General features: G+C 72.6%; 22 protein-coding genes. 7 read left to right on the forward strand and 15 right to left on the reverse strand.

Translation table 11 applies throughout. The features are described from left to right. Positions 1-6: 6 nt before the first annotated feature. The gene (locus ABZ321_RS53705) at positions 7-816 is read left to right on the forward strand and encodes an IclR family transcriptional regulator C-terminal domain-containing protein (RefSeq protein WP_344498710.1); all 810 of its coding nucleotides are present in this window, start codon (positions 7-9) and stop codon (positions 814-816) included. Positions 817-831: 15 nt separating this feature from the next. Here the strand turns inward: ABZ321_RS53705 and ABZ321_RS53710 are convergent, their stop codons facing one another. The 7 genes from ABZ321_RS53710 to ABZ321_RS53740 form a co-directional block, all read right to left on the reverse strand. Continuing rightward, positions 832-1,110: a hypothetical protein gene (locus tag ABZ321_RS53710; RefSeq protein ID WP_344498712.1), complete on the reverse strand. Its 279-nt coding sequence runs from the start codon at positions 1,108-1,110 to the stop codon at positions 832-834. A gap of 58 nt (positions 1,111-1,168) precedes the next feature. Beyond that, complete coding sequence (locus ABZ321_RS53715; RefSeq protein WP_344498714.1) at positions 1,169-2,248, reverse strand: ricin-type beta-trefoil lectin domain protein; 1,080 nt, start codon at positions 2,246-2,248, stop codon at positions 1,169-1,171. Positions 2,249-2,342: 94 nt separating this feature from the next. After that, positions 2,343-3,572, reverse strand: coding sequence for a serine hydrolase domain-containing protein (locus ABZ321_RS53720; protein ID WP_354904138.1), 1,230 nt, complete (start codon positions 3,570-3,572; stop codon positions 2,343-2,345). 490 nt (positions 3,573-4,062) lie between these two features. Then, on the reverse strand, positions 4,063-5,130 hold the full coding sequence (locus ABZ321_RS53725) for a hypothetical protein (RefSeq protein ID WP_354904139.1): 1,068 nt from the start codon (positions 5,128-5,130) through the stop codon (positions 4,063-4,065). 76 nt (positions 5,131-5,206) lie between these two features. After that, positions 5,207-5,503: a hypothetical protein gene (locus ABZ321_RS53730; RefSeq protein ID WP_354904140.1), complete on the reverse strand. Its 297-nt coding sequence runs from the start codon at positions 5,501-5,503 to the stop codon at positions 5,207-5,209. Between the two features lie 155 nt (positions 5,504-5,658). Then, a complete protein-coding gene (locus ABZ321_RS53735; RefSeq protein ID WP_354904141.1) occupies positions 5,659-6,426 on the reverse strand; it encodes a hypothetical protein in 768 nt (255 codons plus the stop codon). 128 nt (positions 6,427-6,554) lie between these two features. Continuing rightward, positions 6,555-7,283: a hypothetical protein gene (locus ABZ321_RS53740; RefSeq protein ID WP_344498724.1), complete on the reverse strand. Its 729-nt coding sequence runs from the start codon at positions 7,281-7,283 to the stop codon at positions 6,555-6,557. Positions 7,284-7,737: 454 nt separating this feature from the next. Between ABZ321_RS53740 and ABZ321_RS53745 the strand changes: the two genes are divergently transcribed. From ABZ321_RS53745 to ABZ321_RS53755, 3 genes are all read left to right on the forward strand, one after another. After that, positions 7,738-9,087 (forward strand): DUF4832 domain-containing protein, encoded by a 1,350-nt coding sequence (locus tag ABZ321_RS53745; protein ID WP_354904142.1) that lies wholly within the window; start codon positions 7,738-7,740, stop codon positions 9,085-9,087. Positions 9,088-9,109: 22 nt separating this feature from the next. Further along, a complete protein-coding gene (locus ABZ321_RS53750; protein ID WP_354904143.1) occupies positions 9,110-11,761 on the forward strand; it encodes a fibronectin type III domain-containing protein in 2,652 nt (883 codons plus the stop codon). Between the two features lie 61 nt (positions 11,762-11,822). Then, complete coding sequence (locus ABZ321_RS53755; protein ID WP_344498730.1) at positions 11,823-12,125, forward strand: Dabb family protein; 303 nt, start codon at positions 11,823-11,825, stop codon at positions 12,123-12,125. Here the strand turns inward: ABZ321_RS53755 and lepB are convergent. From lepB to ABZ321_RS53770, 3 genes are all read right to left on the reverse strand, one after another. Continuing rightward, positions 12,122-12,637, reverse strand: a complete 516-nt coding sequence (lepB, locus tag ABZ321_RS53760; RefSeq protein ID WP_344498732.1) for a signal peptidase I — start codon at positions 12,635-12,637, stop codon at positions 12,122-12,124. The two genes, ABZ321_RS53755 and lepB, sit on opposite strands and share 4 nt — an antisense overlap. Before the next feature lie 86 nt (positions 12,638-12,723). Beyond that, entirely contained in the window at positions 12,724-13,383 is a 660-nt protein-coding gene (locus ABZ321_RS53765; protein WP_344498734.1) for a response regulator transcription factor, read from the reverse strand. A 174-nt stretch (positions 13,384-13,557) separates the two neighbouring features. After that, entirely contained in the window at positions 13,558-14,925 is a 1,368-nt protein-coding gene (locus ABZ321_RS53770; protein WP_354904144.1) for a histidine kinase, read from the reverse strand. Positions 14,926-15,081: 156 nt separating this feature from the next. On the opposite strand from ABZ321_RS53770, the gene ABZ321_RS53775 reads away from it, so the two are divergent. Next, positions 15,082-15,630 carry a hypothetical protein gene (locus tag ABZ321_RS53775; RefSeq protein WP_354904145.1) on the forward strand — a complete coding sequence of 183 codons (549 nt, stop codon included), beginning with the start codon at positions 15,082-15,084 and terminating at the stop codon, positions 15,628-15,630. Between the two features lie 41 nt (positions 15,631-15,671). Next, positions 15,672-16,694, forward strand: coding sequence for a hypothetical protein (locus ABZ321_RS53780; protein WP_354904147.1), 1,023 nt, complete (start codon positions 15,672-15,674; stop codon positions 16,692-16,694). 4 nt (positions 16,695-16,698) lie between these two features. Here ABZ321_RS53780 and ABZ321_RS53785 read toward each other — a convergent pair whose 3' ends face one another. Both ABZ321_RS53785 and ABZ321_RS53790 read right to left on the reverse strand, forming a co-directional pair. Continuing rightward, positions 16,699-17,433, reverse strand: coding sequence for an aminoglycoside adenylyltransferase domain-containing protein (locus ABZ321_RS53785; protein ID WP_354904169.1), 735 nt, complete (start codon positions 17,431-17,433; stop codon positions 16,699-16,701). Positions 17,434-17,446: 13 nt separating this feature from the next. Further along, on the reverse strand, positions 17,447-17,833 hold the full coding sequence (locus tag ABZ321_RS53790; RefSeq protein WP_354904148.1) for a VOC family protein: 387 nt from the start codon (positions 17,831-17,833) through the stop codon (positions 17,447-17,449). 57 nt (positions 17,834-17,890) lie between these two features. Here ABZ321_RS53790 and fdxA point away from each other — a divergent pair, with 57 nt between their 5' ends. Beyond that, positions 17,891-18,226, forward strand: coding sequence for a ferredoxin (gene fdxA, locus ABZ321_RS53795; RefSeq protein ID WP_344498743.1), 336 nt, complete (start codon positions 17,891-17,893; stop codon positions 18,224-18,226). On the opposite strand, the gene soxR is transcribed toward fdxA, so the two are convergent. The 3 genes from soxR to ABZ321_RS53810 all read right to left on the reverse strand — a co-directional run bounded on the left by soxR (position 18,227) and on the right by ABZ321_RS53810 (position 22,246). Continuing rightward, on the reverse strand, positions 18,227-18,685 hold the full coding sequence (soxR, locus tag ABZ321_RS53800; protein ID WP_344498745.1) for a redox-sensitive transcriptional activator SoxR: 459 nt from the start codon (positions 18,683-18,685) through the stop codon (positions 18,227-18,229). A 22-nt stretch (positions 18,686-18,707) separates the two neighbouring features. After that, the gene (locus ABZ321_RS53805; protein ID WP_354904150.1) at positions 18,708-21,356 is read right to left on the reverse strand and encodes an ATP-binding protein; all 2,649 of its coding nucleotides are present in this window, start codon (positions 21,354-21,356) and stop codon (positions 18,708-18,710) included. A gap of 206 nt (positions 21,357-21,562) precedes the next feature. Next, a complete protein-coding gene (locus tag ABZ321_RS53810) occupies positions 21,563-22,246 on the reverse strand; it encodes a response regulator (RefSeq protein ID WP_354904151.1) in 684 nt (227 codons plus the stop codon). Positions 22,247-22,345 lie beyond the last annotated feature (99 nt).

A 22,345-nucleotide genomic window follows, 5' to 3' on the forward strand; every position in this document is an offset into this window, starting at 1 on the left:
GCGGCGATGGCACAGCGCGGAGAAGGACCGGACTTCATCGAGGCCCTGGCCCGCGGGCTGGACGTGATCCGCGCGTTTCACGCCGACCACCCCAGGATGACGCTCGCCGAGGTCGCCGCCGCCACCGGCCTGGCCCGCCCCACCGCCCGCCGCATCCTGCTGACCCTGGAGGAGCTCGGCTACGTGCGGGCCACGGCCGGCGGCCACGAGCTGACCCCGCGGGTCCTGGAGCTCGGCATGGCGTATGTGGGTGCGCTCTCGCTGTGGGACATGGCCCGCCCGCACATGGAGCGGCTCGTGGCCGCCACCGGCGAGTCCTCCTCGATCACCCAGCTGGACGGCTCCGACATCGTCTATCTGGCCCGGGTCGCCGTACCGAAGATCATCGCTCTGCGGGTGCAGATCGGCACCCGCTTCCCCGCGGCCGTCACCTCACAGGGCAAGGTCCTGCTCGCCGCGCTGCCCCCGGCGCGGCTCGACGAGGTCCTCGCCACGCCCAGCCGGTCGGGCATCGAGCCGTGGGTGCGGCACAGCCGCGCCACCCTCGACACCATGCTGCGCGAGGTCAACGCGCGCGGCTTCGCCGTGGCCGACAACGAGCTCGCCCCCGGCATCCGTTCCGTCGCCGTGCCGATCCGCGACGGCCGCGGCGAGGTCCGCGCGGCGATGAACGTGACGGTCAACTCCGCGGAGACCACCACCAAGACGCTGCTCGACCGGCACCTGCCGCACCTGCAGCGGGCGGCCGGCGCGATCAGCTCCGACTGGGCGCTGTGGCAGTCCCGGCCCCAGCTCGACCTGCCCGCCCGCACCTGAGCCGCGGGCCGGGGCTCAGCGGGCGACGCGGCGGAGGCAGGCGACGAAGCCCTGGTCCATGCTGACGAGCTCCCAGCCACGGGTCTCCAGGTACTCCACGGCGGTCAGGACCTCGTCGAGCAGGGCGTTCTGGCCGGCGCTGGGGTTGACGGCGGCGCCGATCGCGGTCGAGAACGACATGGAGGGGCCGATGACGATGTACCGGAAGGGGTAGCCGTCCAGGACGGCGCGGCCGGTGGCGATGTCGTTGGCCCGGAAGACCCTGGACGGTCGTGGCGGTGGCGGTGGCTGCACCGCCGCATCATCACACGGCCGGCGGTGCGGCGCCCTCCGGCCGTGTGACGGTGCGGGTTCAGTAGGTCCAGACCTGGTTGGCCGCGCCGGTGCAGGTCCAGATCTGCAGGCGGGTGCCGTTGGCGGAGCTGGGACCGGCCGCGTCGAGGCACTTGCCGGAGCCTGCGTTGACCAGGGTCGACCCGGTGCGGGTCCAGCGCTGCGCCGCGGTGCCGTTGCAGTCGTACAGCTGGACCTTGGTGCCGTTGGCGGTGCCGGCGGCGGTCACGTCCATGCACTTGCCGAGGGCGCGCACGGTGCCGTCCGCCAGTCGGGCCCAGCTCTGGGCGGCGGTGCCGTTGCAGTCGTACAACTGGACCGCGGTGCCGTTGGCGCTGCTCGCGCCGGCGACGTCGACGCACTTGCCGCCGTAGCCGTGGATCGGGCCGACGGAGCCAGGCGGCGTGGTGGTGGGCGGCGGGGTGGTGCTCCCGACCCAGGCGGTGGCGGCCGCGGCGCCGGTGGCGTCGATGGCGGTGTTGCTCTCCACGGGGCTCGGCACGCTGCTGGGGAAGACGATGAACGTGACCGGGCCGGCGGTGCCGCCGCTGGCGGGGTTCGGGTCGATGCCGAGCGCGACCGCCAGGGCGTAGGAGCCCTCGCCGATGATGTTGCTGGGGCCCTCGTCGGCGAAGACGGCGTAGGCGACCTTGCCGTTGTAGACGACCGCGGCGACGCTGCCGGCGCGGATGCCGTTGGCGGAGTACGTGAAGCGGCTGCTGGGCAGCGGCACGACGAAGTAGCGGGTCACGTCCGAGGTGAAGTACGCGCCGGTCGACGTGGTGAACGAGGTCTGCGCCTGGTACCAGGGGTCGGTCGAGGCGTTGCAGCGGGCGGTGGAGATGCCGTCGCAGTCGATGTCCATGTCGGCGGTCCAGAAGTACGCCGAGCCGTTCTTGCAGATCGCGACGGTCTCCGCGCCGCCGTCGTCGGTCGCGTAACGGCCGTTGGAGACCTGGCTGCAGGTGGAGGTCTTGGCGAGCAGCTGGGCGGCGGTGGGTCCGGCGGCGAGCGCCGCGGACTGGGTGGTGAAGGCGTAGGCGGCGGTCGCGACCAGGGACAGCGCGACGGACGCGAGCGCCAGGATCGGTCTGCGCATGGCGGGCTCCAGACGACGTCAGGTGGGCGGGGACAACAGACAGGTAACCTGACTAACAGATTGCTGTCAATACGTTGCCCCCGGCCCTCGGTGCCTATTCGTCGATCGCCTGGTAGGTCGTGGTCCAGAAGTCGTGGATGAGGCGGGCCGCGTCCGGCACGGACATGCCGACCTGGGTGAGCAGGATGCCGACGACCTGATGCTGCGGGTCGGCGTAGGTCGAGGTGCCGCTGCCGCCGTCCCAGCCGAACTGGCCGACGGGCGCGTAGTCGCCGCGGTGGGTGCGCACCGCCATCCCGAAGCCCCAGCCGCCGTGCTGCCCCTGGCCGAACGACAGGTGGACGTTGTCGGTGGCCATGGCGTGCCGGGCGGCCTGCTGCGTGGGGGTGAGCCGGTTCGTGGTCATCAGGTCGACGGCGGGCCGGGACAGGATCCGCTCGCCGCGGTGCATGCCCTGGTCGAGCAGCATCCGGAAGTACGCGTGGTAGTCGTCGACGGTGGAGTTGAGGCCCCCGCCGCCGCCCGGGAACGCCGGCGGCTGGCTGTGGCGCCCGCCGTCGGCCGGGTCCCAGACGTGGAACTCGCCGGTCTGCGGGTCCGGGGCGTACAGCGGAGGCAGCCGGTCGAGATCGCCGGCGGGGACGTGGAAACCGGTGTCCTTCATGCCCAGCGGCTCGAAGACGCGCTCCCGCAGGAAGGTCTCGAACGGCTGGCCGGTCACCCTGGCCACGAGCACGCCGAGCAGGTCGCTGCTGATGTGGTACTGCCACCGCTCGCCGGGCTGGTGCATCAGCGGCAGCGTGCCGAGGCGGCGCATCCACTCGTCCGGCTCGGGCATCGGCGTCGGCAGGTCGGGCGTGAGCCCCTGCTCGAACACCGCGCCCATGATCGGGGTGCCCAGCGCGGTCAGGTCCATGCCGAGCCCGAACGTCGAGGTCAGCACGTCCCGCACGGTGATCGGCCGGCGCGCCGGCACGGTGTCGTCCAGCGGGCCGTCGAGCCGCTTGAGCACCTGCCGGTCGGCGAGCTCGGGCAGCCACGGCTCCACCGGGTCGTCCAGCCGCAACCGGCACTCGTCGAGCAGCACCATCGCCGCCGCCACCGAGACCGGCTTCGACGTCGAGGCCATCCGGAAGATCGTGTCCCGGCGCATCGGCGGCCCGCCGTCGTGGCGCATCGTGCCCAACGCCTCGACGTGCGTCTCGTCGCCCCGCGCGACCAGGGCGACGAGGCCGGGGATCTTCCCGGAGTCGACGTGCCGCGCCAGCACGTCGCGCAGCCTGCCCAGCCCCGCCTTGGTGAATCCGCTCGTGCCGTGTTCCATGATCGTGCTCCTTCGGGATCGGCGTGCTCAGAGGCTGCGGGCGGTGATGTCGCCGCGGGACGTGGTGGCGGGGATGCCGAGGAGCGTGGAGATCGGGGAGGGGGTGGCGAACTGCTGCATCGTGCTCTCCTTGTGCGCTTCCTGCTGTGACGCCAGAACCATGGCCGCCGCCGCTGACAGCGCACCAACAGCGCACTGACACGGCCTGACGGGCCCGCACAGCGTCCCCGCGTACGCCGAAGCGGCCATCAACCCGTTCCACACGCCGTCGGGTCGCCCCGTCCCACGCGGCCCCAAAGTCTCCAGCTGGCACGAGGAGCTCTCCGTCGTCGCCGCCGGCCAGGCCGTCACGATCGTCCTGGCTGTTCTTGACGATCTCCGGAGACCGTCGTGGCCGAGGGCGCACTCCACCTGGCCCGGGCGGGGTCGCCGCGCACCGGGGCCTGACCCGCGGCCGGCCGTGCGAGGGCCGGCCGCGGGTGCGGCGGGCCTACCCGCTGGACACCAGCCGGTCCTGAGGAAACGGCGGGGGTGCCGCCTCCGGCAGCCTGTCGATCGCCTCGGTGAACGCCACGATGTCTTCCAGGGCGCGGTCGATGCGCTGCTCCTCCGACCAGTCGTCGGAGATCCTGCTGCGCCCGTTGACGGTGGGGAGCCCGCAGATGTCGAAGCCGACGCAGCGCACCCCCCGTGCCTGCGCGGCCCGGATGAAGTCCGCGACCCTGGCCCACACGTCGTTGGGGGTGTACCTGCCGTCGCCGTAGTCGGTGAAGCTGGACGACTCGATGTCGCGGTCCACGGAGATGTACAGGTCGTACCCGGACCACTGCTGCTGCCGGTCGAGCAGCGTGATGACCGCGTCGAGCTGTGTGGCCATGTCACCCGGGCCGAGGGGCGTCTTGGTCAGGGTGCCCCATCGTGCGAAGGCGAAGCTGTCCCCCCACGGCGTCGGCGACCCGGTGTTGTTGCCGATGCCGACGTACATGTCCGCCGCCGCCTGCGGGTACACGTCGCCGATCGGCCGCAGCACGTAGAGACCCCAGTTGTCGCAGCGCAGCGGCCTGGTGACCGGGACGCCGGTCTGGATGTCGGCGTGGGCGTCGAAGTTCACGACGATCCTCGCCCGGTCCGGTGGCGTCGGGCGCAACGCCCACGCCGACAGCGGCACCGACAGGTGATGACACTCGTTGGAGTCGATGACGGCGAAGTAGGGATGCCATTGCGGCAGCGCCGACAGCCACTTGTCGAACGCACAGCAGAACGTCTTCGCCTTCGTCGCCCCGTTGTTGCGGCTGTCGCCGTTGTGCGCGCCGACGGGCGTGCTGAACAGCGGGCGGGGGAGCTCCGGGCACTCCGCCCGGATGTGGGACGGCAGGTTGGCGGGGTCGTCGCTGCTTGCGTTGGTGTACATCACCGGCCGCAGCGGTCCGCGGTCCGGCAGCACGCCGCCGATCATGTCCAGCATCGGCTGGACGTGCTCTTCCGACCATTCGCCGACGGCGGGGTCGTAGCCGAGGCCCCAGCGGCCGGCGTTGAAGAAGACAGGGTCGATCTGCATGGTGGTCCCCTCTTCAGGGCTGAGGGATGGTGGGGCGTGCCGGCGCGGTGCGGCACGCCCCGGAAGGTTCGACGGGTCAGGAGACACCTGACGCCCGCCGGCTACCTGCTGGGCACCAGCCGGTGCGCGGACCCGCGCGACGAGTCCTCCGGCAGGCCACCGATCGGTGCGGATCGGGCTGCGGCAGCTCCGCCAGCCAGTTCCTGAACACGCAGAAGAACTCGTCGGCGTTGATCGCCCCGTTGTACTGGTTGTCGGCATGCTCCGAACCGATGGCCTTGTCGAACATCGGGCGCCGGTTCTTCAGGCAGTGTTCCCGGATGTGCGCCGGCAGGTTGGTGGGATCGTCGCTGGCCTCGTTGATGAACATCACCGGGTGCGGCTTCTCGCCGCCGGGCAGGACGGTGCCGATCCGCTCGATCAGTGGCGTGACGCGCTGCTCCGACCACCGGCCCGGGGACGGTGCTGTAGGCGAGGCCCCAGCGGCCGGCGTTGAAGAAGACAGGGGAGATCCGCATGAGCGTCCCCCTACCTTGCCGTGCCCGCGGGCGCGAGCCGGGCGGTGTCGTCGGCGGGCATCCACGCCATGATCTGCGCGTACACCTCGGCATTGATCCGGACCGCGAAGTTGGCCTCGTCGCCGTAGCCGGCGACGTGGATGCCGACGACACCGAAGGTGGGCTTCGGCGGGGGGCTCGCCACGCGGATGGCGGCGCCGCTCTGACCGGGGAAGGTGCTGATCCGGTAGAAGAGCAGGTGCTGGTCGACCTCGGTGGGCAGCTTGCCGGATCCGTTCCACATGGTGCCGGGTATCTTGTCCCCGGGGTATCCGGCGATGTTCACCTCGGCGCCGCGCAGCTGCTCGTTGGCGGCGACCGTGATTTCGGGGTACAGGCCCCTGGCCGGGTTCAGCGGCGCCGACAGGGTGATCAGCCCGAAGTCGTAGATGTACCGGGTGGCGTCGAGCACCTGCCCCGGCGGGTACGGCGCACCGGCGATCCGGTACTCCTCGGGCACCTGCCAGCCGGTGGCGCGCACGGGCGGGCCGAACGGTGTGACGCCGCCGTTGAGCGCGAGGGTCACCTCGACCGACCTGGCCCTTCCGCCGTAGTCGTCGCAGTGCAGGGCGTGCGCGCAGGTCAGGACCTGGTCGGGGGCGACCAGCGTGCCGGTGCTCAGCAGCACCGCTCCGCTGGGGAACGTGCTGCTGATGTAGGCGACCCAGCAGGCTGGGCTGACGTCGGTCGGGTTGTAGCGGACCCGGTTGTCGTCTGGGAACACGGTCTGGACAGACATCGGCGCTGGCTCCTTCGGGGCTGGCGGCCGACGGCCGGCGGAGCGCGGTGATCGGCCGGGGCGTCGACCGGAGGGGCAGGGCGTGCCGCGCCGTCGCGGTGCGGCACGCCCTCATGGGGTCCGACGGGTCAGGAGGCGAAGGCCTTCTCCCGCTCCGCGTTCTGGGCGACGAGAGCCGGGTCCTGGATGATCAGGAGGCTGGTGAGCATCTCCCGGGAGGCGATCAGCTGTCCCCACGGTTTGCCGGAGTACTCCCACCCGCCGTCGATGTTGTAGGTGACCTCGCGGCTGCCGTTCGGGGCGTTGGTGAAGTCCACGAAGATGCCCTGCGTGACCGCCTGCTGGATGACGGTGCCGTTGCTGTACGGGCGGGTCGCGAAGAAGAACGCGGCCTTGAGGATGGGCTGGAACAGGTCGGTGCTGTTGCCGTAGAGCGTGAACGCGCCGGACGGCTGGTAGTTGCCGGTCGTGTCGAGGGTGCAGATGCCGGCGGTGAACCGCTGCTGGACCCCGTTGTCGATCTCGAGGCTGCCGGACTGGCCGCCCTGATGGACCTCGCCGGTCCCGGACGGACTGTCCACAGTGAGCACCGAGCCGAGATCGGCCGGGTAGTTGTTGGTGGCGGTGATGACCGTGCCCTGCCCGTAGGTGCTCTGCTTCGAGGTGTACATCGAGTACTGCTCGCGCCAGGACACGACCGTCTGCTTGCCGATGGTGTCGGTCTTGATCCAGATGGTCGGCTCGCCACCCGGCGCGGAGGTCGCGACGGCCCGCAGCCCGTACAGGAAGTACTTGCCGTCCGTCAGCGCCTTGACCGTTTCCTGGTCCATGTCGATCGTCAACTTGTAGGTGTCCACGTCGTCCCCCGTCATCGATCCGGGCACGGGTGTGCCACGGATGAAGTGTCATGGATTTCGTGCGGCATGCCTGTCGGCGAACGTGCACCTGGGTCGCGACCAGTGCGGCTGTTGCGGGACTGATTCTTCACCACCGCGCGTTTGAACCGTCGCGCGATTGGTGAAACTGCTCCCCACCTCGGCAAACGTGCCTAGGACAGCCGCCGTTCCACCCACCCCGTGCGGCGGCTTCGACCCGGGTGGGCCGTCGCCCCCGGACCCCGTGCCGGGGCGGGTCCATCGGCCGGTCCCGATCCCCGTCCAGGTTGGCTCTTGCCAGCCGCCCGCTTCTCGAATAATGATGTAGTCCTTCGAAAGTTAGTCAACACCTCTGCGTAAAGCCTTCCGCCCAGGCCGACGAGGTGTCACTGAACCATGCCCTCGTCAGCCGACTTCTTCCGAGCCGAGGACCCAGATGAGACGAACCCTCCGCCTCACCGCCGCCCTGCTGACAGCACTCACCCTTGGTGTCGGCACGCCCGCCGCCGCCCATCCCGCCACACCGCAGTGGAAGCCCCTCGCCTACGCGGCCGCGCCGGCCGACAACCCGCTCAAGGGGTTCATGCCGTTCGCCGGCGACTACGAGACGTTCCCGCACAGCATGGAGTGGTTCTACCTGCCGTTGCGCGACGTCATGACCGGACCGGAGCAGTTCCGCTGGAGCGCCTTCGAGCGGCAGCTCGACGCCGTCGCCGGCCGGGGCCACCAGGCCGTGTTCCGGTTCTACCTCGACTACCCGGGCAAGCCGACCGGCATCCCGCAGTACCTGCTCGACGCCGGGCTCGTCACCCGCCCGTACCAGGACTTCGGCAACAACGGCGTCAGCGTCGCGCCCGACTACAGCGACCCGCGGCTCGTCACGGCGCTGGAGAACTTCATCACCGCGCTCGGCCGCCGGTACGACGGCGACCCCCGCATCGGGTACATCACCCTGGGCCTCATCGGTTTCTGGGGTGAGTGGCACACCTGGCCCTACGACGGCTGGACCCAGCCCGAGAACTGGATGCCGGGCACCGACGTGCTGACCCGCGTCCTCGGCCGGTACGAGGCGGCGTTCGACAAGACGTTCCTGCTGGCCCGCTACCCCAGCCCGGAGAACAAGCCGCTGAACGTCGGCTACCACGACGACTCGTTCGCGTTCGAGACGCTGCCGCCCACGTCGTGGCACTTCGTGCAGCGCCTCATCGACAACGGCGTCACCGACAAGTGGCGCACCCAGCCCGTCGGCGGCGAGCTGCGCCCGGAGATCCAGTCCTGCCTGTGGGACGAGCCCGTCTCCTGCCCGCAGTACGAGAACTACGCCGAGTCCGTCGCGCAGACCCATGCCTCGTGGCTGATCAACCACGCGGCGTTCACCGGCGGCGGGTTCACCGGCGACAAGTATCAGCGGGCCCTCGCCGGCGCGCGGTCCCTCGGTTACGAGCTGACCGTCACCGGGGCGGCGCTGGCCCGCGACCGCGTCACCGTCCGCGTCGAGAACCGCGGTGTCGCACCGTTCTACGCCGACTGGCGGGCCGAGCTGGCCATTGTGGACAGTCGCGGCCGCGTCGAGCGGCGCTGGCACACCGGATGGAGCATGGCCGGCATCCAACCGGGTCAGGACGCGACGACGCTGTCCGCGCGCATCGACACCCGCGGCCTGCGCCCCGGCCGCCACACCGTCGTCATGCGGGTGGACAACCCGCTCCGCAACGGGATCCCGCTGCGGTTCGCCAACACCGCCCAGAACACCAGCACCGGCTGGCTCACGCTCGGCACCCTCTGACCGCTGAAAGGGAGCACCGCCCATGCGATCCCTGCGTATCCTGGCCACTGCGGCGACCCTGGTCCTGTCCCTGCTGCCCGCCTCCGCCGCGACCGCGGCCCCGGCCGGGCCACCACCCCGGCCCGCCGCCGGGCCCGGGGCCGACACCAGCCTCACCACCCACACGTACACCTACGCCGACGCCCCGCTCGGGCAGCCGCTGAAAGGCTTCGCCCCCTACCTGTTCCCCGGCGACAACCTGTCCACGAAGTACCCCGGCGGCCTCGTCTGGAGCTACTTCGCCCTCAACGAGGTCATGAAGGACCCGGCCAGCTGCGCCGTGTTCGACTGGAGCGTGTTCGAGAAGGCTCTCGACGAGGCCGCCGTCTGGGGCCGCCAGGTCGCGTTCCGCTTCTACGTCGAATACCCCGGCGGCAGCGGCACCCACCCGGGCAACGGCATCCCGCCGTGCCTGAACGGCAAGATGGCCCTGCGCACCAACGGCTTCTGGGGCACCGTCAGCCCCGACTACGACGACCCCGACGTCATCGCCGCGCTCACCAGCTTCATCAACGCGTTCGCCCAGCGCTACGACCGGGCCGGGCCGGGCGGCACCGCCGACCCGCGCATCGGGTTCATGTCGCTCGGCCTCGTCGGGCTGTGGGGCGAGTGGCACACCTGGCCCTACGACCGGGACGCCGCCGACGGCTACCCGGACCTGATGCCGACCGACGCGACGATCCGCACCATCATCGGCGCGTACGACGCGGCGTTCAGCAACATCCAGCTGGAGGTCCGCTACCCCCTCGCCGGCACGGAGACCGCGAACATCGGCTTCCACGACGACTCGTGGCCGTACAAGGAATGGCGCGGCGGGCAGCTCAAGGGCATGACCCTGCCGATGTCGATGAACGGCTGGGACGACGCGTTCCTGCAGCTGCAGCTCAACACCGGCACCGAGAACCGGTGGACCACCCAGTCGATCGGCGGCGAGGCCCGGCCCGAGATCCAGGGCAGCCTCTACACCGACTGGCCCAACGGGGCGAACCAGGTCGACGACGTCCTCGCCGCGACCGAGCTCACCCACATCACCTGGATGATCAACCAGACCGGCGCCGGCGGGTACAGCACCAGCGACCCGAAGGTCGCCGCGGGCGTCCGCAAGATGGGCTACAACCTGCACATCCCGCAGGCCAACTTCAACGCCACCGCGGCCGGCACGTTCAAGGTCGGCGTCACGATGCAGAACACCGGCGTCGCGCCGTTCTACTACCCGTGGACGACCGTCATCGGGCTGCGCGACGCCGCCGGGACCATCGTGAAGACCTGGGACACGAGCTGGGACCTGCGGCAGGTGCAGCCGCTGAAGATACGGGCGTTCCCGGACTGGAACGCCGGCGCCGGCTACCTCGACTACGGCCGGCCGGTGAACTTCTCCACCACGCTCAGCACCGCCGGGGTACCCGCCGGGTCGTACAGCCTGGTGCTGAAGGTCCGCAACCCACTGGAGACGGTCACGCCGGCCGTGCTGCGGGCCCGCCCCGCGGCCAGCCGCCTCACCGACTGGGTCATCGACCAGTGGCGGCCCGCGCTGCCGCTGTCCTTCGCCAACGCCAACCAGGGCACCGACGGTTGGGTGAACCTCGGCGCCGTCTCCACGTCCGGCACCTGCACCGGTGACTGTGTCGCGCCGTCGGTACCGGCGGGGCTGGCGGTCACGGGCGTGACCTCGTCGAGCGTGGGACTGTCCTGGTCGCCGTCGACGGACAACGTGGGCGTCACCGGCTACCAGGTGCTCCGCGACGGCACCCAGGTCGGCACCGTGACCGGGACGACGTTCACCGACACCGGCCGCCCGTCCGGGCAGACGTCGCAGTACACGGTGCGCGCCGTCGACGCCGCCGGCAACGTGTCCGGCCCGTCCGCCGCCGTCAGCGCGACGACGACCGGCTGCGCGGGGGACTGCACGGCGCCGACCGCTCCGACGGGCCTGACCGCGTCCGCCGGGGGCACCAGCGTCTCGCTGACGTGGTCCCCGTCGACCGACAACGTCGGCGTCACCGGCTACGAGGTGTTCCGGGGGTCCACATTGGTCGGGACGCCGACCGGCACCTCGTTCACCGACACCGGCCTCTCTCCGTCCACTGTGTACACGTACACCGTGAAGGCCCGCGACGCGGCCGGCAACCGCTCGCCGGCCTCCGGCGCGGTGACGGTGACGACCCCGGCCGCCCCGGCCGGCCTGCTGCTGGACGACTTCGACGGCAGCCCGGCGTACCCGTCGGCGGCGCAGAACGACCTGGGTAGGTGGACCGGCGGCAACTGCTTCCTCGACGGCGGCGGCTCCGGCGTCGTCACCGGCGGGGCGCTGAGCCTGCGGTACAACAACTGCGGCTGGTTCGGCTCCGACGTCGGCGTCGACCTCAGCAACCGCACCTACCTGGTGATCCGGGTCAAGGGCGCGGCCGGCGGCGAGCAGACCCACTTCAACCTGGGCCTCGGCGGCACCACGAAGGTGTTCGCCGACTACACCCTCGACGGCGGCGCCCACCCCGCCCTCACCACGTCCTACCAGGACATCCGGATCCCGCTGGTGGCCAACGGGATCAGCCGGAACTCGCCGTCGCAGCTGACGATGGGCTTCTGGTACGGCGGCAGCTCCACCATCACCATCGACAGCATCAGCTTCGTCTGACGCGGTCCGCCCGGCCGGGTCCCTGCGCCCCGGCCGGGCGCCGCTGCGGTACCGTGCGCGCGTGTTCATCCACTCCGTGTACTTCACGCTGCGGCCCGACCTCACGCAGGCCGAGCACGACACGTTCCTCGCCGGCGCCCGCAGCCTCCTGACCATCGGCTCGGTCCTCGGCGGCCACCTCGGCCGGCCCGCCGGCACCGACCGCCCGGTCATCGACCGCGCCTACTCCTACGGCCTCGTGCTCACCTTCGCCGACGAGGCGGCGCACGACGCCTACCAGGCCGACCCGGTGCACGACGCGTTCCGCACCGGGTGCGGCGCGCTGTGGTCGGCGGTGCGCATCTTCGACGTCGATGCCGCCTAGCTCGTCGTCATCACCCCGTGGACCGCGGTGACGGGGACCGGGCCGGCGCAGCGGGAATCGTTGGACCGGGTCCGGTTGTCACCCATGAGGAACAGGGCGTCCGCGGGCACCTTCACCGGCCCGAACCGGCGCGGCTCGCACGACTGCGGCTCCGGCGGCACGTCGAGCGGCGCGTTCTCGACCACGTACGGCTCGTCCAGCGGCTGCCCGTCGACCGTCACCTTGCCGGCCACGTCGCAGCAGGCGACCGTCTCGCCGCCGACGGCCACGACCCGCTTCAGCAGCGGCGTCGTGGTGTTGACCCAGCCGGCCCGGTCGCCGCGGAACAGCACGACGTCGCCGCGCTTCGGCGTGTACCCCTTCGCGACCTTCCGCACGGTGATGACCTGGCCGGCCTTGACCGCCGGCTCCATGCTGACCCCGCCCTGCGTGAACTGCTCGGTCTCGTCCGAGGGCGCCCCGCCGCAACCGGCGAGCGCGAGGACGACCACCACCGGCCACACCCTTCTCATCCGGCCGATCCTGCCAGATCCGTGGGCGCCCGTGCGGCCCACCGGACCTGTCCATCGGCTGCCGGGTCCCCTGACGGTCGCGGCGCTCAGGGGCCGCCCGGGGTGACGAGGCCGTGCTCGTAGGCGTGGACGACCGCCTGCACGCGGTCGCGCAGGTCGAGCTTCGTCAGCACCCGGCTCACGTGCGTCTTGACGGTCGCCTCCGACAGGTGCAGCGCGGCGGCGATCTCGGCGTTGCTCAGGCCACGCGCGACCAGCTGCAGCACCTCCAGCTCCCGCTCGGTGAGCCGGTCGGCGGCGAGGGCGGCGGCCGTGCCGGCCGGCGGGACGCGCAGGAACCGGTCGATGAGCCGCCGGGTGACGGCCGGGGCGAGCAGCGCGTCGCCGGCCGCGACGGTCCGGACCGCCTCCGCCAGCTGGCCCGGCGGCGCGTCTTTGAGCAGGAAGCCGGCCGCGCCCGCGCGCAGCGCCTCGTACACGTAGCCGTCGAGGTCGAACGTGGTGAGCACCAGCACCCGCGGCCCGTCCTGCCGCTGGCGGATGCGGCGGGTCGCCTCGATGCCGTCCATCACCGGCATGCGGATGTCCATCATGACCACGTCGGGGGCGAGGGCACCGGCGAGCCGGACCGCCTCCGCGCCGTCGGTCGCCTCACCGACGACCGTCAGGTCCGGCTGCGCGCCGAGCATCGCCGACAGCCCGGACCGGATCAGGGCATGGTCGTCCGCGACGAGCACCGTGATCACGCCGACCCCCTCGGCGGCCGCGCCTCCACCCCTTCGCCGTCGGGGCCGGCGGTGACCGTCCCCCCGTCCGTGGCGAGCACCGTGATCACGCCGACCCCCTCGGCAGCCGCGCCTCGACCCCTCCGCCGTCCGGGCCGGCGGTGACCGTCCCCCCGTCCGTGACGGGCACTGTGTTCACGCGGACCCCCTCGGCAGGCGTGCCTCGACCGCGAACCCTTCGCCGTCGGGGCCCGCGGTGACCGTCCCCCCGTACAGCCGGGCGCGCTCCCGCATGCCGATCAGCCCCCTTCCGCTGCCCGGCGGACCCTGCCGGTGGTCCGGCGCCGGGGCGGCGTTGCGGACCGCGACGTCGATCCAGCGGGCGGTGTAGCCGATGTGGACGGTGGTGGCGGCGGGCCCGGCATGCCGCCGGACGTTGGTGAGCGCCTCCTGCACGATCCGGAACCCGGCCAGGTCGAGGCCCGGCGCGACGTCGCCGCGCTCGCCGCCGACCGCCAGCGTGACCGGCAGGCCGGCGGCGCGGACCTCGTCCACCAGGTCGGCGACCCGCTCGAGGGTCGGCTGCGGGGCCAGCGCCGACGCGGCGTCGGCGGTGCCGTCGCGCTGGACGTCGAGGACGTGCCGCATCTCCGTCAGCGCCTCCCGGGCGGTCCTGCGGGCGGCGGCCACGTGGCGGCGCGCCAGGTCGGGGTCGATGGCCATGAGCTCCTCGGCGGCGCCCGCCTGCACCGCCACGATCGACAGGGAGTGGGCGACGACGTCGTGCAGCTCGCGGGCGATCCGCTCCCGCTCGGCGGCGACGGCCTCGGCGGCCCGGCTCCTGGCCTCCCTCCGGGCGGCCTCCGCCTCCGCGGCCCGCGCCTCCGCCTCGCGGCGGGCGGTCTCGGCATCCTCGGCCCGGGCCCTGGCTTCGCGGCGGGCGGTGTCGGCGTCCTCCGCCCGGGCCTTGGCCTCGCGGCGGGCGGTGTCGGCGTCCTCCGCCTGGGCCTTGGCCTCGCGGCGGGCGGTGTCGGCGTCCTCCGCCCGGGCCCTGGCCTCCCGGTGCGCGGTGGCGGCCTGGGCGGCGCGGAGACGGACGAGCCAGCCACCGGTCCACGCGCCGGCGATGAAGAACGCGAGGATGAACAGCTGGCCCGGGGTGTCGGTCTCGTAGTAGCCGAGCGGGTACAGCGACAGCATCGCCGCCAGCGTGACGACGCCACCCGCGACGGCGACGGCCGGCCGGCGCGCGTGCAGGGCCGCCGAGAACACCGCGACGAGCATGCTCGGGAACGGGAACGTGCTCTCCTCCACCCCCGGCACCGCGAACACCCGCACCATGAGCACCGCGACGAGCGCCACCACGACCGCCGTCGGCGCGCGGCGGCGCACGAGCAGCGGCAGCGTCACCCCGGCGGCGAACAGCGCCCGCTGCCACCACGCGCCCGGCCCGGCCGCGGTCGCCGCCTCCAGCAACGCCCATGCGAACAGCACGGCGGTGAGGGTGACGTCGGCGCGCGTCGGCCGGCGGGGCACCCGCGCGAGTGTGGTGAGCGCGTCCACACCGGCGAGCCTAGGCCCCGCCACGGTGTGCCCGCGTCATCCCGCGGTCGCACGCGCGTCAGCCTTCAGACGTACCGGGGTCGCGACGCCGGACCGGTCGGGTCGGCACCTCGCGGCCGACGTGTCGAGGCCCGCGCCGTCCGTACCGTCGGCGCCATGACCACGACAACCACAGTCACCACCGATACCTCATCCGCCCGCCTCGCCGGCTACGCCGCCGTCCTCGGGGCGATCACCTCCGCCGTCGCCGGCGCCATCCAGGTCGTCCGCGTCGACGACGGCAGCCCGGAGGTCGGCCTGTCCGAACACGTCGTCCTCACGCTCGTCGCGCTGTCGCTGCTGCTGTGGCTGCCGGCGTACGTGCGCCTCGGCCGGACGTCGAGCCGGCTCGGCCTCGTCGGCGGCTACCTCGCCGGCGCCGGCGCCGCGATCCTGGCCGCCGGCATGACGTCGACGAACCTGCACGGCGAGGACTACTCCTGGTTCCCGGTCGTGGCCGCCCCCGCGAACCTGGCCTGGCTGGCGGGCTCGGTGCTGCTCGCGGTCGCCACCTGGCGCGCCGGGACCCTGCCCCGCACCCTCGCCGCCGGCCTCGCCGTGGTGTGGCTCACCTCGATCATCCTGTCCCAGGCCGGCGGCGGCCTCGTGGCCGGCGCGATCTTCGCCGTCGTCGGGATCCTCGTGGCCCGCGGCCCCCGGCCGTAGTTGCACGTGAATTGCAAGGAGGGCGCGGTACGGTCCGGCGCATGCCGTTCGAGACCCACCGACGCCCGGTGTTTCCGGTCGACAGCCCGGCCGACGTCACAGCGTTGGTCGAGCTGCTCGGCCAGGCCGCCACCGACCGCGAGCTCAGCGAGACCCTCTACGACCACTTCGACTATGTGGCGGGTGCTCATCCTGAGTGGTTCCGCCCGCATCAGGAGCGGGTCATCCTGGAACTGCTCAGCGGCTTCTCGGTCCCGTTCGGCGCGATGTGCGTGTTGCTTCGCGGCGCCCCGGACCACTGCGTGGAGCACCTGGCCGCCCGTCCCGCACGGTATGTGCTCGAAGTGCTCGCGGCCATCGGTACCGAAGCGGCACTCACCGTGGCGGCCGACCTCGCCCGAGGCCAGCGCGGCGCGAGCGACCTGGAGTACGTCGGCTTCTGGACCCCGCCAGCTGGCCCGCTCCAGCAGCGGTTCTCGTCGCACCAGCTGGCCGTGGAGCGTCGGCCGGTGGCCGACCTGGCCGAGCTGCTGGCCGCGGAGCACCCGGTCGGCCTGCCGCTGGACCGGGTCGTCCGGGACCCGGAGACCACCCCGGTCAACTGGCACTACCTGTCCCTGCGCGCCGCCGCCCTCCCCGGCGTGCCGGCGTGGCCGGCCGAGCACCTGCACCTGCTCGATACGCACCTCAGCTGGGGCGTCACCGGCGCCGTCGGCGAGGACGGCCGCTGGCACGACGAGTCCGTCGAGGCCGGCACGCCGGACGACGAGGACGAACGCGACAACGACGGCCCGGACGGCCGCGCCATGGTTGTGCTCCGCCCGTACGACGACACCCTGACCTACTGCAACGGCCACATCATGTCGACACCGGACGTGTTCGGCACCGTCGGCGGCCCACCCATCGGCGTCTACTCCAACCCGTCGTGCCGCTCCTGCCACCGGCTCATGTTCCACGTCGCCACGGTGACCAACCACCTCCGCGGCGACGGCGACGGCTTCCGCAGCCTGTACATCTGCGAAACCTGCCACCTGACGACGTCCGCCGCCTCGAACTGGAACTGAACCCTCACCCCGTCTCCCGCAGCACGAGCTCGAGCAGCTCCGCGACGCCGGCCTCGTCGATCACGGTCGCCGTCCCCTGCTCGTGTTGCAGGAGCGCCTGGTGTACAGCGGTGAGTGCGGGCCGACGTTCGAGCGCCCACCGCGCCGCCTGCGCCTTGGACCCGTGCCCGCGCTCCACCGCGAACTGCCAGATCCGGCACGCGGTGAGCACCATGAACGCGGCGTGCTCGGTGTCGTCCGTGAGCGACCGCCACACCTCCAACCAGTGCCGTCCACGATCGACCACCCACTCGGCCGGCACAGGCGCGAGCACGTCCCGCGGCGCGGCCCCGGCGAGCGCCCGCCCACCGTCCCGCGCCATGGACAGCTCCGCGAGCAGGTCCGGGTACCCGCCGACCGCCCGCTCGACCTCGACCTCCCCCTGCCCGTACCGCCCGACGTGCAGCTCCAGCGCAGGCTCCCGCCCCGGCGCCGCGGCCACCGCGGCCGTCACCACGTGCAGGTCGATCCCCGACGCACTGCCCACACCGGCATCCCGGACCAGCCGCTCGACGCCGCCCGCCTCCGCATCGGTAAGGCTCCTGTCGACAACCACGAGCAGGTCGATGTCGCTCCGCCCCGGCCGGAATCCACCGTCCGAGAGCGACCCGTGCAGGATCACCGACTTCACGGATTCCCCGACCGCATCACAGATGGCCCGGGCAATCAGCCCAGCCGCGTCCTGCGCATCCTCGACCATCACCTGACGATGGTCAATCAAGGCAGAACTCGTTGCCTTCGATGTCTTGCATGACGAGGCAGGACTCGTTCACGCCGTCGGCGAGCAGGAGGTTGCCGCGGACCGCGCCGAGGGGGAGGAGGCGGGCGCATTCGGCTTCGAGGGCGGCCAGGCGTGCCTCGCCGACGAGGCCGGTGCCGACGCGCACGTCCAGGTGGACGCGGTTCTTGACGACCTTGCCCTCGGGGACGCGCTGGAAGTACAGGCGGGGGCCGACGCCGGTGGGGTCGGAGCACGACGCGGACGCCGGATCCTTCTGGTCGGGTGGCAGGACGTAGCCCAGCACCTCCGACCAGAAGCGGGCGACGCGCTGCGGGTCCGCGCAGTCGAAGGTGACCTGGAACTGTTTGACCGACGCCATCGCACCACCCTATAGGTACTTGAGCTCAAGTGCGGTTGAGCTCATAGTCTCCGCGGCATGACCTACGTGATCGCGTTGCCGTGCGTGGACCTGATGGACAAGGCGTGCCTCGACGAGTGCCCGGTCGAGTGCATCTACGAGGGCGACCGGATGCTGTACGTCCAGCCGGACGAGTGCATCGACTGCGGCGCGTGCGAGCCGGTCTGCCCGGTCGAGGCCATCTTCTACGAGGACGACCTGCCCGCCGAGTGGAGCCAGTTCACCGCCGTCAACGCCGGGTTCTTCGCCGGGGTCGGCTCGCCGGGCGGGGCCTCGCGGGTGGACCGCATCCCGGGTGACCACGCGTTCGTGGCGGCCCTGCCGCCGCAGGTCCACGACGAGGCCCTGGCGTAGTCAGGCCGGCTCGTCGAGGCGGACCGGGCCCTGGCCGCGCGTGCCGAGCCGGTCGTCCGGGTTGAGCAGGTCGCACGACCGCATGGAGAGGCAGCCGCAGCCGATGCAGGCGGTGAGCTGGCGTTCGAGGTTGACGATGTACCGGCGGCGGTCCTCGAGCTCGCGCTTCCACACCCGGGACACCCGCACCCAGTCCCGGTGGCTCGGCGCCTCGTCGGCGGGCAGGGTGGTGAAGATCTGCGCGACGTCGGCGAGCGGGATGCCGAGCCGCCGGGCCGCGAGGATGAGCGAGATCCGGCGCAGCATGTGCCGGCGGTACAGCCGCTGGTTGCCACGGTTGCGCTCGGCCGTGATGAGGCCCTCGGCCTCGTAGAACCGCAGGGCGGACGCGGCCACCCCCGTCCGGGCGGTGACCTCACCGACGGTCAGCAGGTCCTTCGGTTGCGCGCTCGATGACACCAGTGGACCGTAGGACCTCAACCTAGGTTGAGATCAAGGGGAAGCTCAGGACCATGGTGAGGCCACCCCCTGGGGTGGGCTCCGGGGTCAGGGTGCCGCCCATCGCCGAGGCCAGGCCGCGGGACAGCGCCAGGCCCAGGCCGACGCCGGCGGTGTTGTCGCGGTCGCCGAGGCGCTGGAAGGGCTGGAAGACGCGGTCGTGGTCCTCGGCGGGGATGCCGGGGCCGTGGTCGACGACGCGGATCTCGACGCGCCCGGCGTGGGTGCTGGCGGTGATCGTCGGCCGGCGCAAAGGAGGGCTGTACCGCAGGGCGTTGGACAGCAGGTTGTCGAGGATCCGCTCCAGCAGTGCCGGGTCGGCGAGCACCGGGGGAAGGTCGTCGGGAACGCGGACGGGCACCCCGGTGTCACGGACCGCCGCGGCGACGGACACCGGGCGCATCTGCAGGCCCAGGGCGCCGGCCTGCAGGCGGCTCATGTCCAGGAGGTTCTCGACGAGGCGGTTGAGGCGGTCCAGGGACTCCTCGGCCACGGCCAGCAGCTCCGCGCGGTCGGACCCGGACAGCGGCACGTCGCCGCTGCGCAGGGTGCCGACGGCGGCCTTGGCCGCGGCGAGCGGGGTGCGCAGGTCGTGGCTGACGGCGGCGAGCAGGGCGGTGCGCAGGCGGTCGACCTCGGCGAGGGTCTCCGCGGCCGCGGCCTGGGCGGCGAGGTCCTGCTGGCGCAGGGCGATCGCGGCGTGCACGGCGAACGCCTCGACGAGCCGGCGGTCGGCGGCGGCGAGCGTACGGCCGCGCAGGACCAGGCGGAGGTCGTCGTCGATCGGCACCTCGATCTCACCGTCGGCGGGCGCCGTCGATGGAAGGTCGCCCCCGGTGGGCGTCGTCGCGGGAAGGTCGCCCAAGAAGGGCATCGTCGAAGGCGGGTCGCCCTCGGCGGTCATCGTGGGCGGGTCGCCCTCGGCGGGCGTCGTCGCGGGGAGGTCGCCCACGGCGGCGGCGACCTCCCAGCCCGTGGTCTCCGACCGGGCGAGGAGGGTGACGGCGGTGAGGGCGAACGCCTCCCGGACCTGCGCCAGCAGTGCCGGCAGCGGCCGGTCACCGTGCAGGACGGCGGCCGCGAGCGTGGACATGGTCTGTGCCTCCGCCCGGGCGGCGGTGGCTTCTCTGGTACGGCGGGCCGCCAGGTCGACCACCGTGGACACGGCCACGGCGACGACGACGAACCCGAGCAGCGCCAGGAGGTTCTCCGGGTCGGCGACGGCGAACCGGTGCACCGGCGGCGTGAACACGTAGTTGAGCAGCAGGAATCCGCCGACCGCGGCCAGCAGCGCCGGGTACAGCCCGCCGGTGAGCGCGACGGCGACCGTCAGCAGCAGGTACGCCAGGATGTCCAGGGACAGGGACACCTCGCCGCGCGTGGCGGACAGGCCCGCGGTGAGCAGCGGCAGGCCCAGCCCGGCGAGCAGGAACCCGGCGAGCCGGCGGCGCGGGGTGAGCCCGCCGGCGACCAGCGGCGGCACGGGGCGCGGGCGGCCCCGGCGGGTCTCTTTGTGTGTGACGAGGTGCGTGACGAGGTGCGTGACGAGGTGCACGTCGATCGGGCCGGCCGCCGCGGCGGTGGTGACGCCGACACCCGGGGACAGCAGCTGCGCGAGCCGGTGCCGGCGGCTGGTGCCGAGGACCAGCTGGGTGGCGTTGACGCCGCGGGCGAAGTCGAGCAGCGCGGTGGGCACGGAGGTGCCGACGACCTGGTGGTACGTGCCGCCGAGCCGCTCCGTGAGCACCTGCTGGCGGGCCAGCCGGGCCGGGTCGGCGCCGGCGAGACCGTCACCGCGCACGACGTGGACGGCGAGGAGGTCGGCGCCCTTGGTGCGGGCCGCGATCCGGGCCGCCCGGCGCAGCAGCGCCTCGCCCTCGGGTCCGCCGGCGAGGGCGACGACGACGCGTTCCCGGGCCTCCCGGGCCTCCCAGGCCTCCCAGGCCTCCCGGGCCGCCTCGACGCCGTGCCCCGCCCGGTGCCGGTCGAGCTGCTCGTCGACCTTCCCGGCGAGCCACAGCAGGGCCAGCTCCCGCAGCGCGGTGAGGTTGCCGACCCGGAAGTAGTCGCCGAGCGCCGCGTCGACCTGCTCGGCGCCGTACACGTTGCCGTGTGCCATGCGGCGGCGCAGCGCCTCCGGGTCCATGTCGACGAGCTCGATCTGCCCGGCGCGGCGCACGACGGCGTCGGGGACGGTCTCGCGCTGCGGCACGCCCGTGATCTGCTGGACGACGTCGTTGAGCGACTCGAGGTGCTGCACGTTGACGGTGGTGAGCACGGTGATGCCGGCGTCGAGAAGCTCCTGCACGTCCTGCCACCGCTTGGCGTTGCGGGAGCCGGGGACGTTGGTGTGGGCGAGCTCGTCGACGACGACCACCTCGGGCCGGCGGGCCAGGACCGCGTCGAGGTCCAGCTCGGTGAACCCGGCGCCGCGGTGCCGCACCTCCCGGCGTGGCAGCACCTCGAGGCCGTCGAGCAGGCCGGCGGTGCGCGGCCGGCCGTGGGTCTCGGCGACGCCGACGACGACGTCGGTGCCGCGGTCCCGGCGGCGGTGCGCCTCCTCCAGCATCCGGAACGTCTTCCCGACGCCGGGTGCGGCGCCGAGGTACACCCGCAGCAGCCCACGCGTCACGGTCACCGCCTTCACGAAGCGAAGCCCCGGTTCTCCTGTCTACCAGCCTTCCGGTCGCGCCGGACCGATCCCTTCCGGGGGTGCCGGCACGGCGAGCTGTTCGGCCTGGCCGTCCTCACGGTCACCGAGGCGGGCATCACCGCGATCACGCTCTTCGACGACCCGGCGCCGGCGGACAGGTTCTCGTCGCCGTGACGCCGCGGCGGTCAGAGCTCCAGCCGGTAGCCGAGGCCCGGATGGGTGAGGAGGTGGCGGGGGTTGGCGGGGTCGGGCTCGAGCTTGCGGCGGAGGTTGGCGAAGTGGACCCGCAGGTAGTTCGTCTCCGTCTCGTACCGGGGGCCCCAGACCTCGCGGAGGAGGCGGCGGTGCTCGACGAGGGTGCCGGGCGTGCGGGCGAGGACCTCCAGGAGGTGCCACTCGGTCGGGGTGAGGTGGACGTCGCCGGTGGGAATGGTGGCGCGCTTGGCGGTCAGGTCGAGGACGAAGGCGTCGGTCCGCACGACCGTCGCCGTCGCCGTCGCCGCCGGGGGTGCGCCGCGGCGGAGGGCGGCCCGGATGCGGGCGAGGAACTCGTCGACGCCGAAGGGTTTGGTGACGTAGTCGTCGGCGCCGGCGTCGAGGGCGGCCACCTTGGCGGGCTCGGAGTGGCGGGCCGACAGGACGACGATGGGCACGGCGCTCCAGGCCCGCAGGCCCTTCACCACCTCGATGCCGTCGAGGTCGGGCAGGCCGAGGTCGACGATGACGAGATCGGGGCGGTGGTTGCCGGCCGAGATGAGGCCGGCGGTCGCGGTCCCGGCGGTGTCCACCTGGTAGCCGCGGGCGGTGAGGTTGATCCGCAGCGCGCGCAGCAGCGGCTCGTCGTCGTCGACGATGAGGATCCGGCTCACCGCAGTATTGTCGCTCACCGCGCGTGACGGAGCGTTGCGGGAGCTCCGTCACACCGCGGCGGGCGCCCGGCGGCCGAGCGGAACCGGCAAGATGGACGC

Source organism: Dactylosporangium sp. NPDC006015, assembly GCF_040614215.1.
GTDB classification, from domain to species: domain Bacteria; phylum Actinomycetota; class Actinomycetes; order Mycobacteriales; family Micromonosporaceae; genus Dactylosporangium; species Dactylosporangium maewongense.

Bases quoted from the DNA above. Each gene is read 5' to 3' on its own strand.
- ABZ321_RS53705 (WP_344498710.1), top strand. From the start codon at position 7: ATGGCACAGCGCGGAGAAGGACCGGACTTCATCGAGGCCCTGGCCCGC.
- ABZ321_RS53715 (WP_344498714.1), bottom strand. From the start codon at position 2,248: ATGCGCAGACCGATCCTGGCGCTCGCGTCCGTCGCGCTGTCCCTGGTC.
- ABZ321_RS53720 (WP_354904138.1), bottom strand. From the start codon at position 3,572: ATGGAACACGGCACGAGCGGATTCACCAAGGCGGGGCTGGGCAGGCTG.
- ABZ321_RS53725 (WP_354904139.1), bottom strand. From the start codon at position 5,130: ATGCAGATCGACCCTGTCTTCTTCAACGCCGGCCGCTGGGGCCTCGGC.
- ABZ321_RS53735 (WP_354904141.1), bottom strand. From the start codon at position 6,426: ATGTCTGTCCAGACCGTGTTCCCAGACGACAACCGGGTCCGCTACAAC.
- ABZ321_RS53745 (WP_354904142.1), top strand. From the start codon at position 7,738: ATGAGACGAACCCTCCGCCTCACCGCCGCCCTGCTGACAGCACTCACC.
- ABZ321_RS53750 (WP_354904143.1), top strand. From the start codon at position 9,110: ATGCGATCCCTGCGTATCCTGGCCACTGCGGCGACCCTGGTCCTGTCC.
- lepB (WP_344498732.1), bottom strand. From the start codon at position 12,637: ATGAGAAGGGTGTGGCCGGTGGTGGTCGTCCTCGCGCTCGCCGGTTGC.
- ABZ321_RS53775 (WP_354904145.1), top strand. From the start codon at position 15,082: ATGACCACGACAACCACAGTCACCACCGATACCTCATCCGCCCGCCTC.
- ABZ321_RS53780 (WP_354904147.1), top strand. From the start codon at position 15,672: ATGCCGTTCGAGACCCACCGACGCCCGGTGTTTCCGGTCGACAGCCCG.
- ABZ321_RS53785 (WP_354904169.1), bottom strand. From the start codon at position 17,433: ATGGTCGAGGATGCGCAGGACGCGGCTGGGCTGATTGCCCGGGCCATC.
- ABZ321_RS53790 (WP_354904148.1), bottom strand. From the start codon at position 17,833: ATGGCGTCGGTCAAACAGTTCCAGGTCACCTTCGACTGCGCGGACCCG.
- fdxA (WP_344498743.1), top strand. From the start codon at position 17,891: ATGACCTACGTGATCGCGTTGCCGTGCGTGGACCTGATGGACAAGGCG.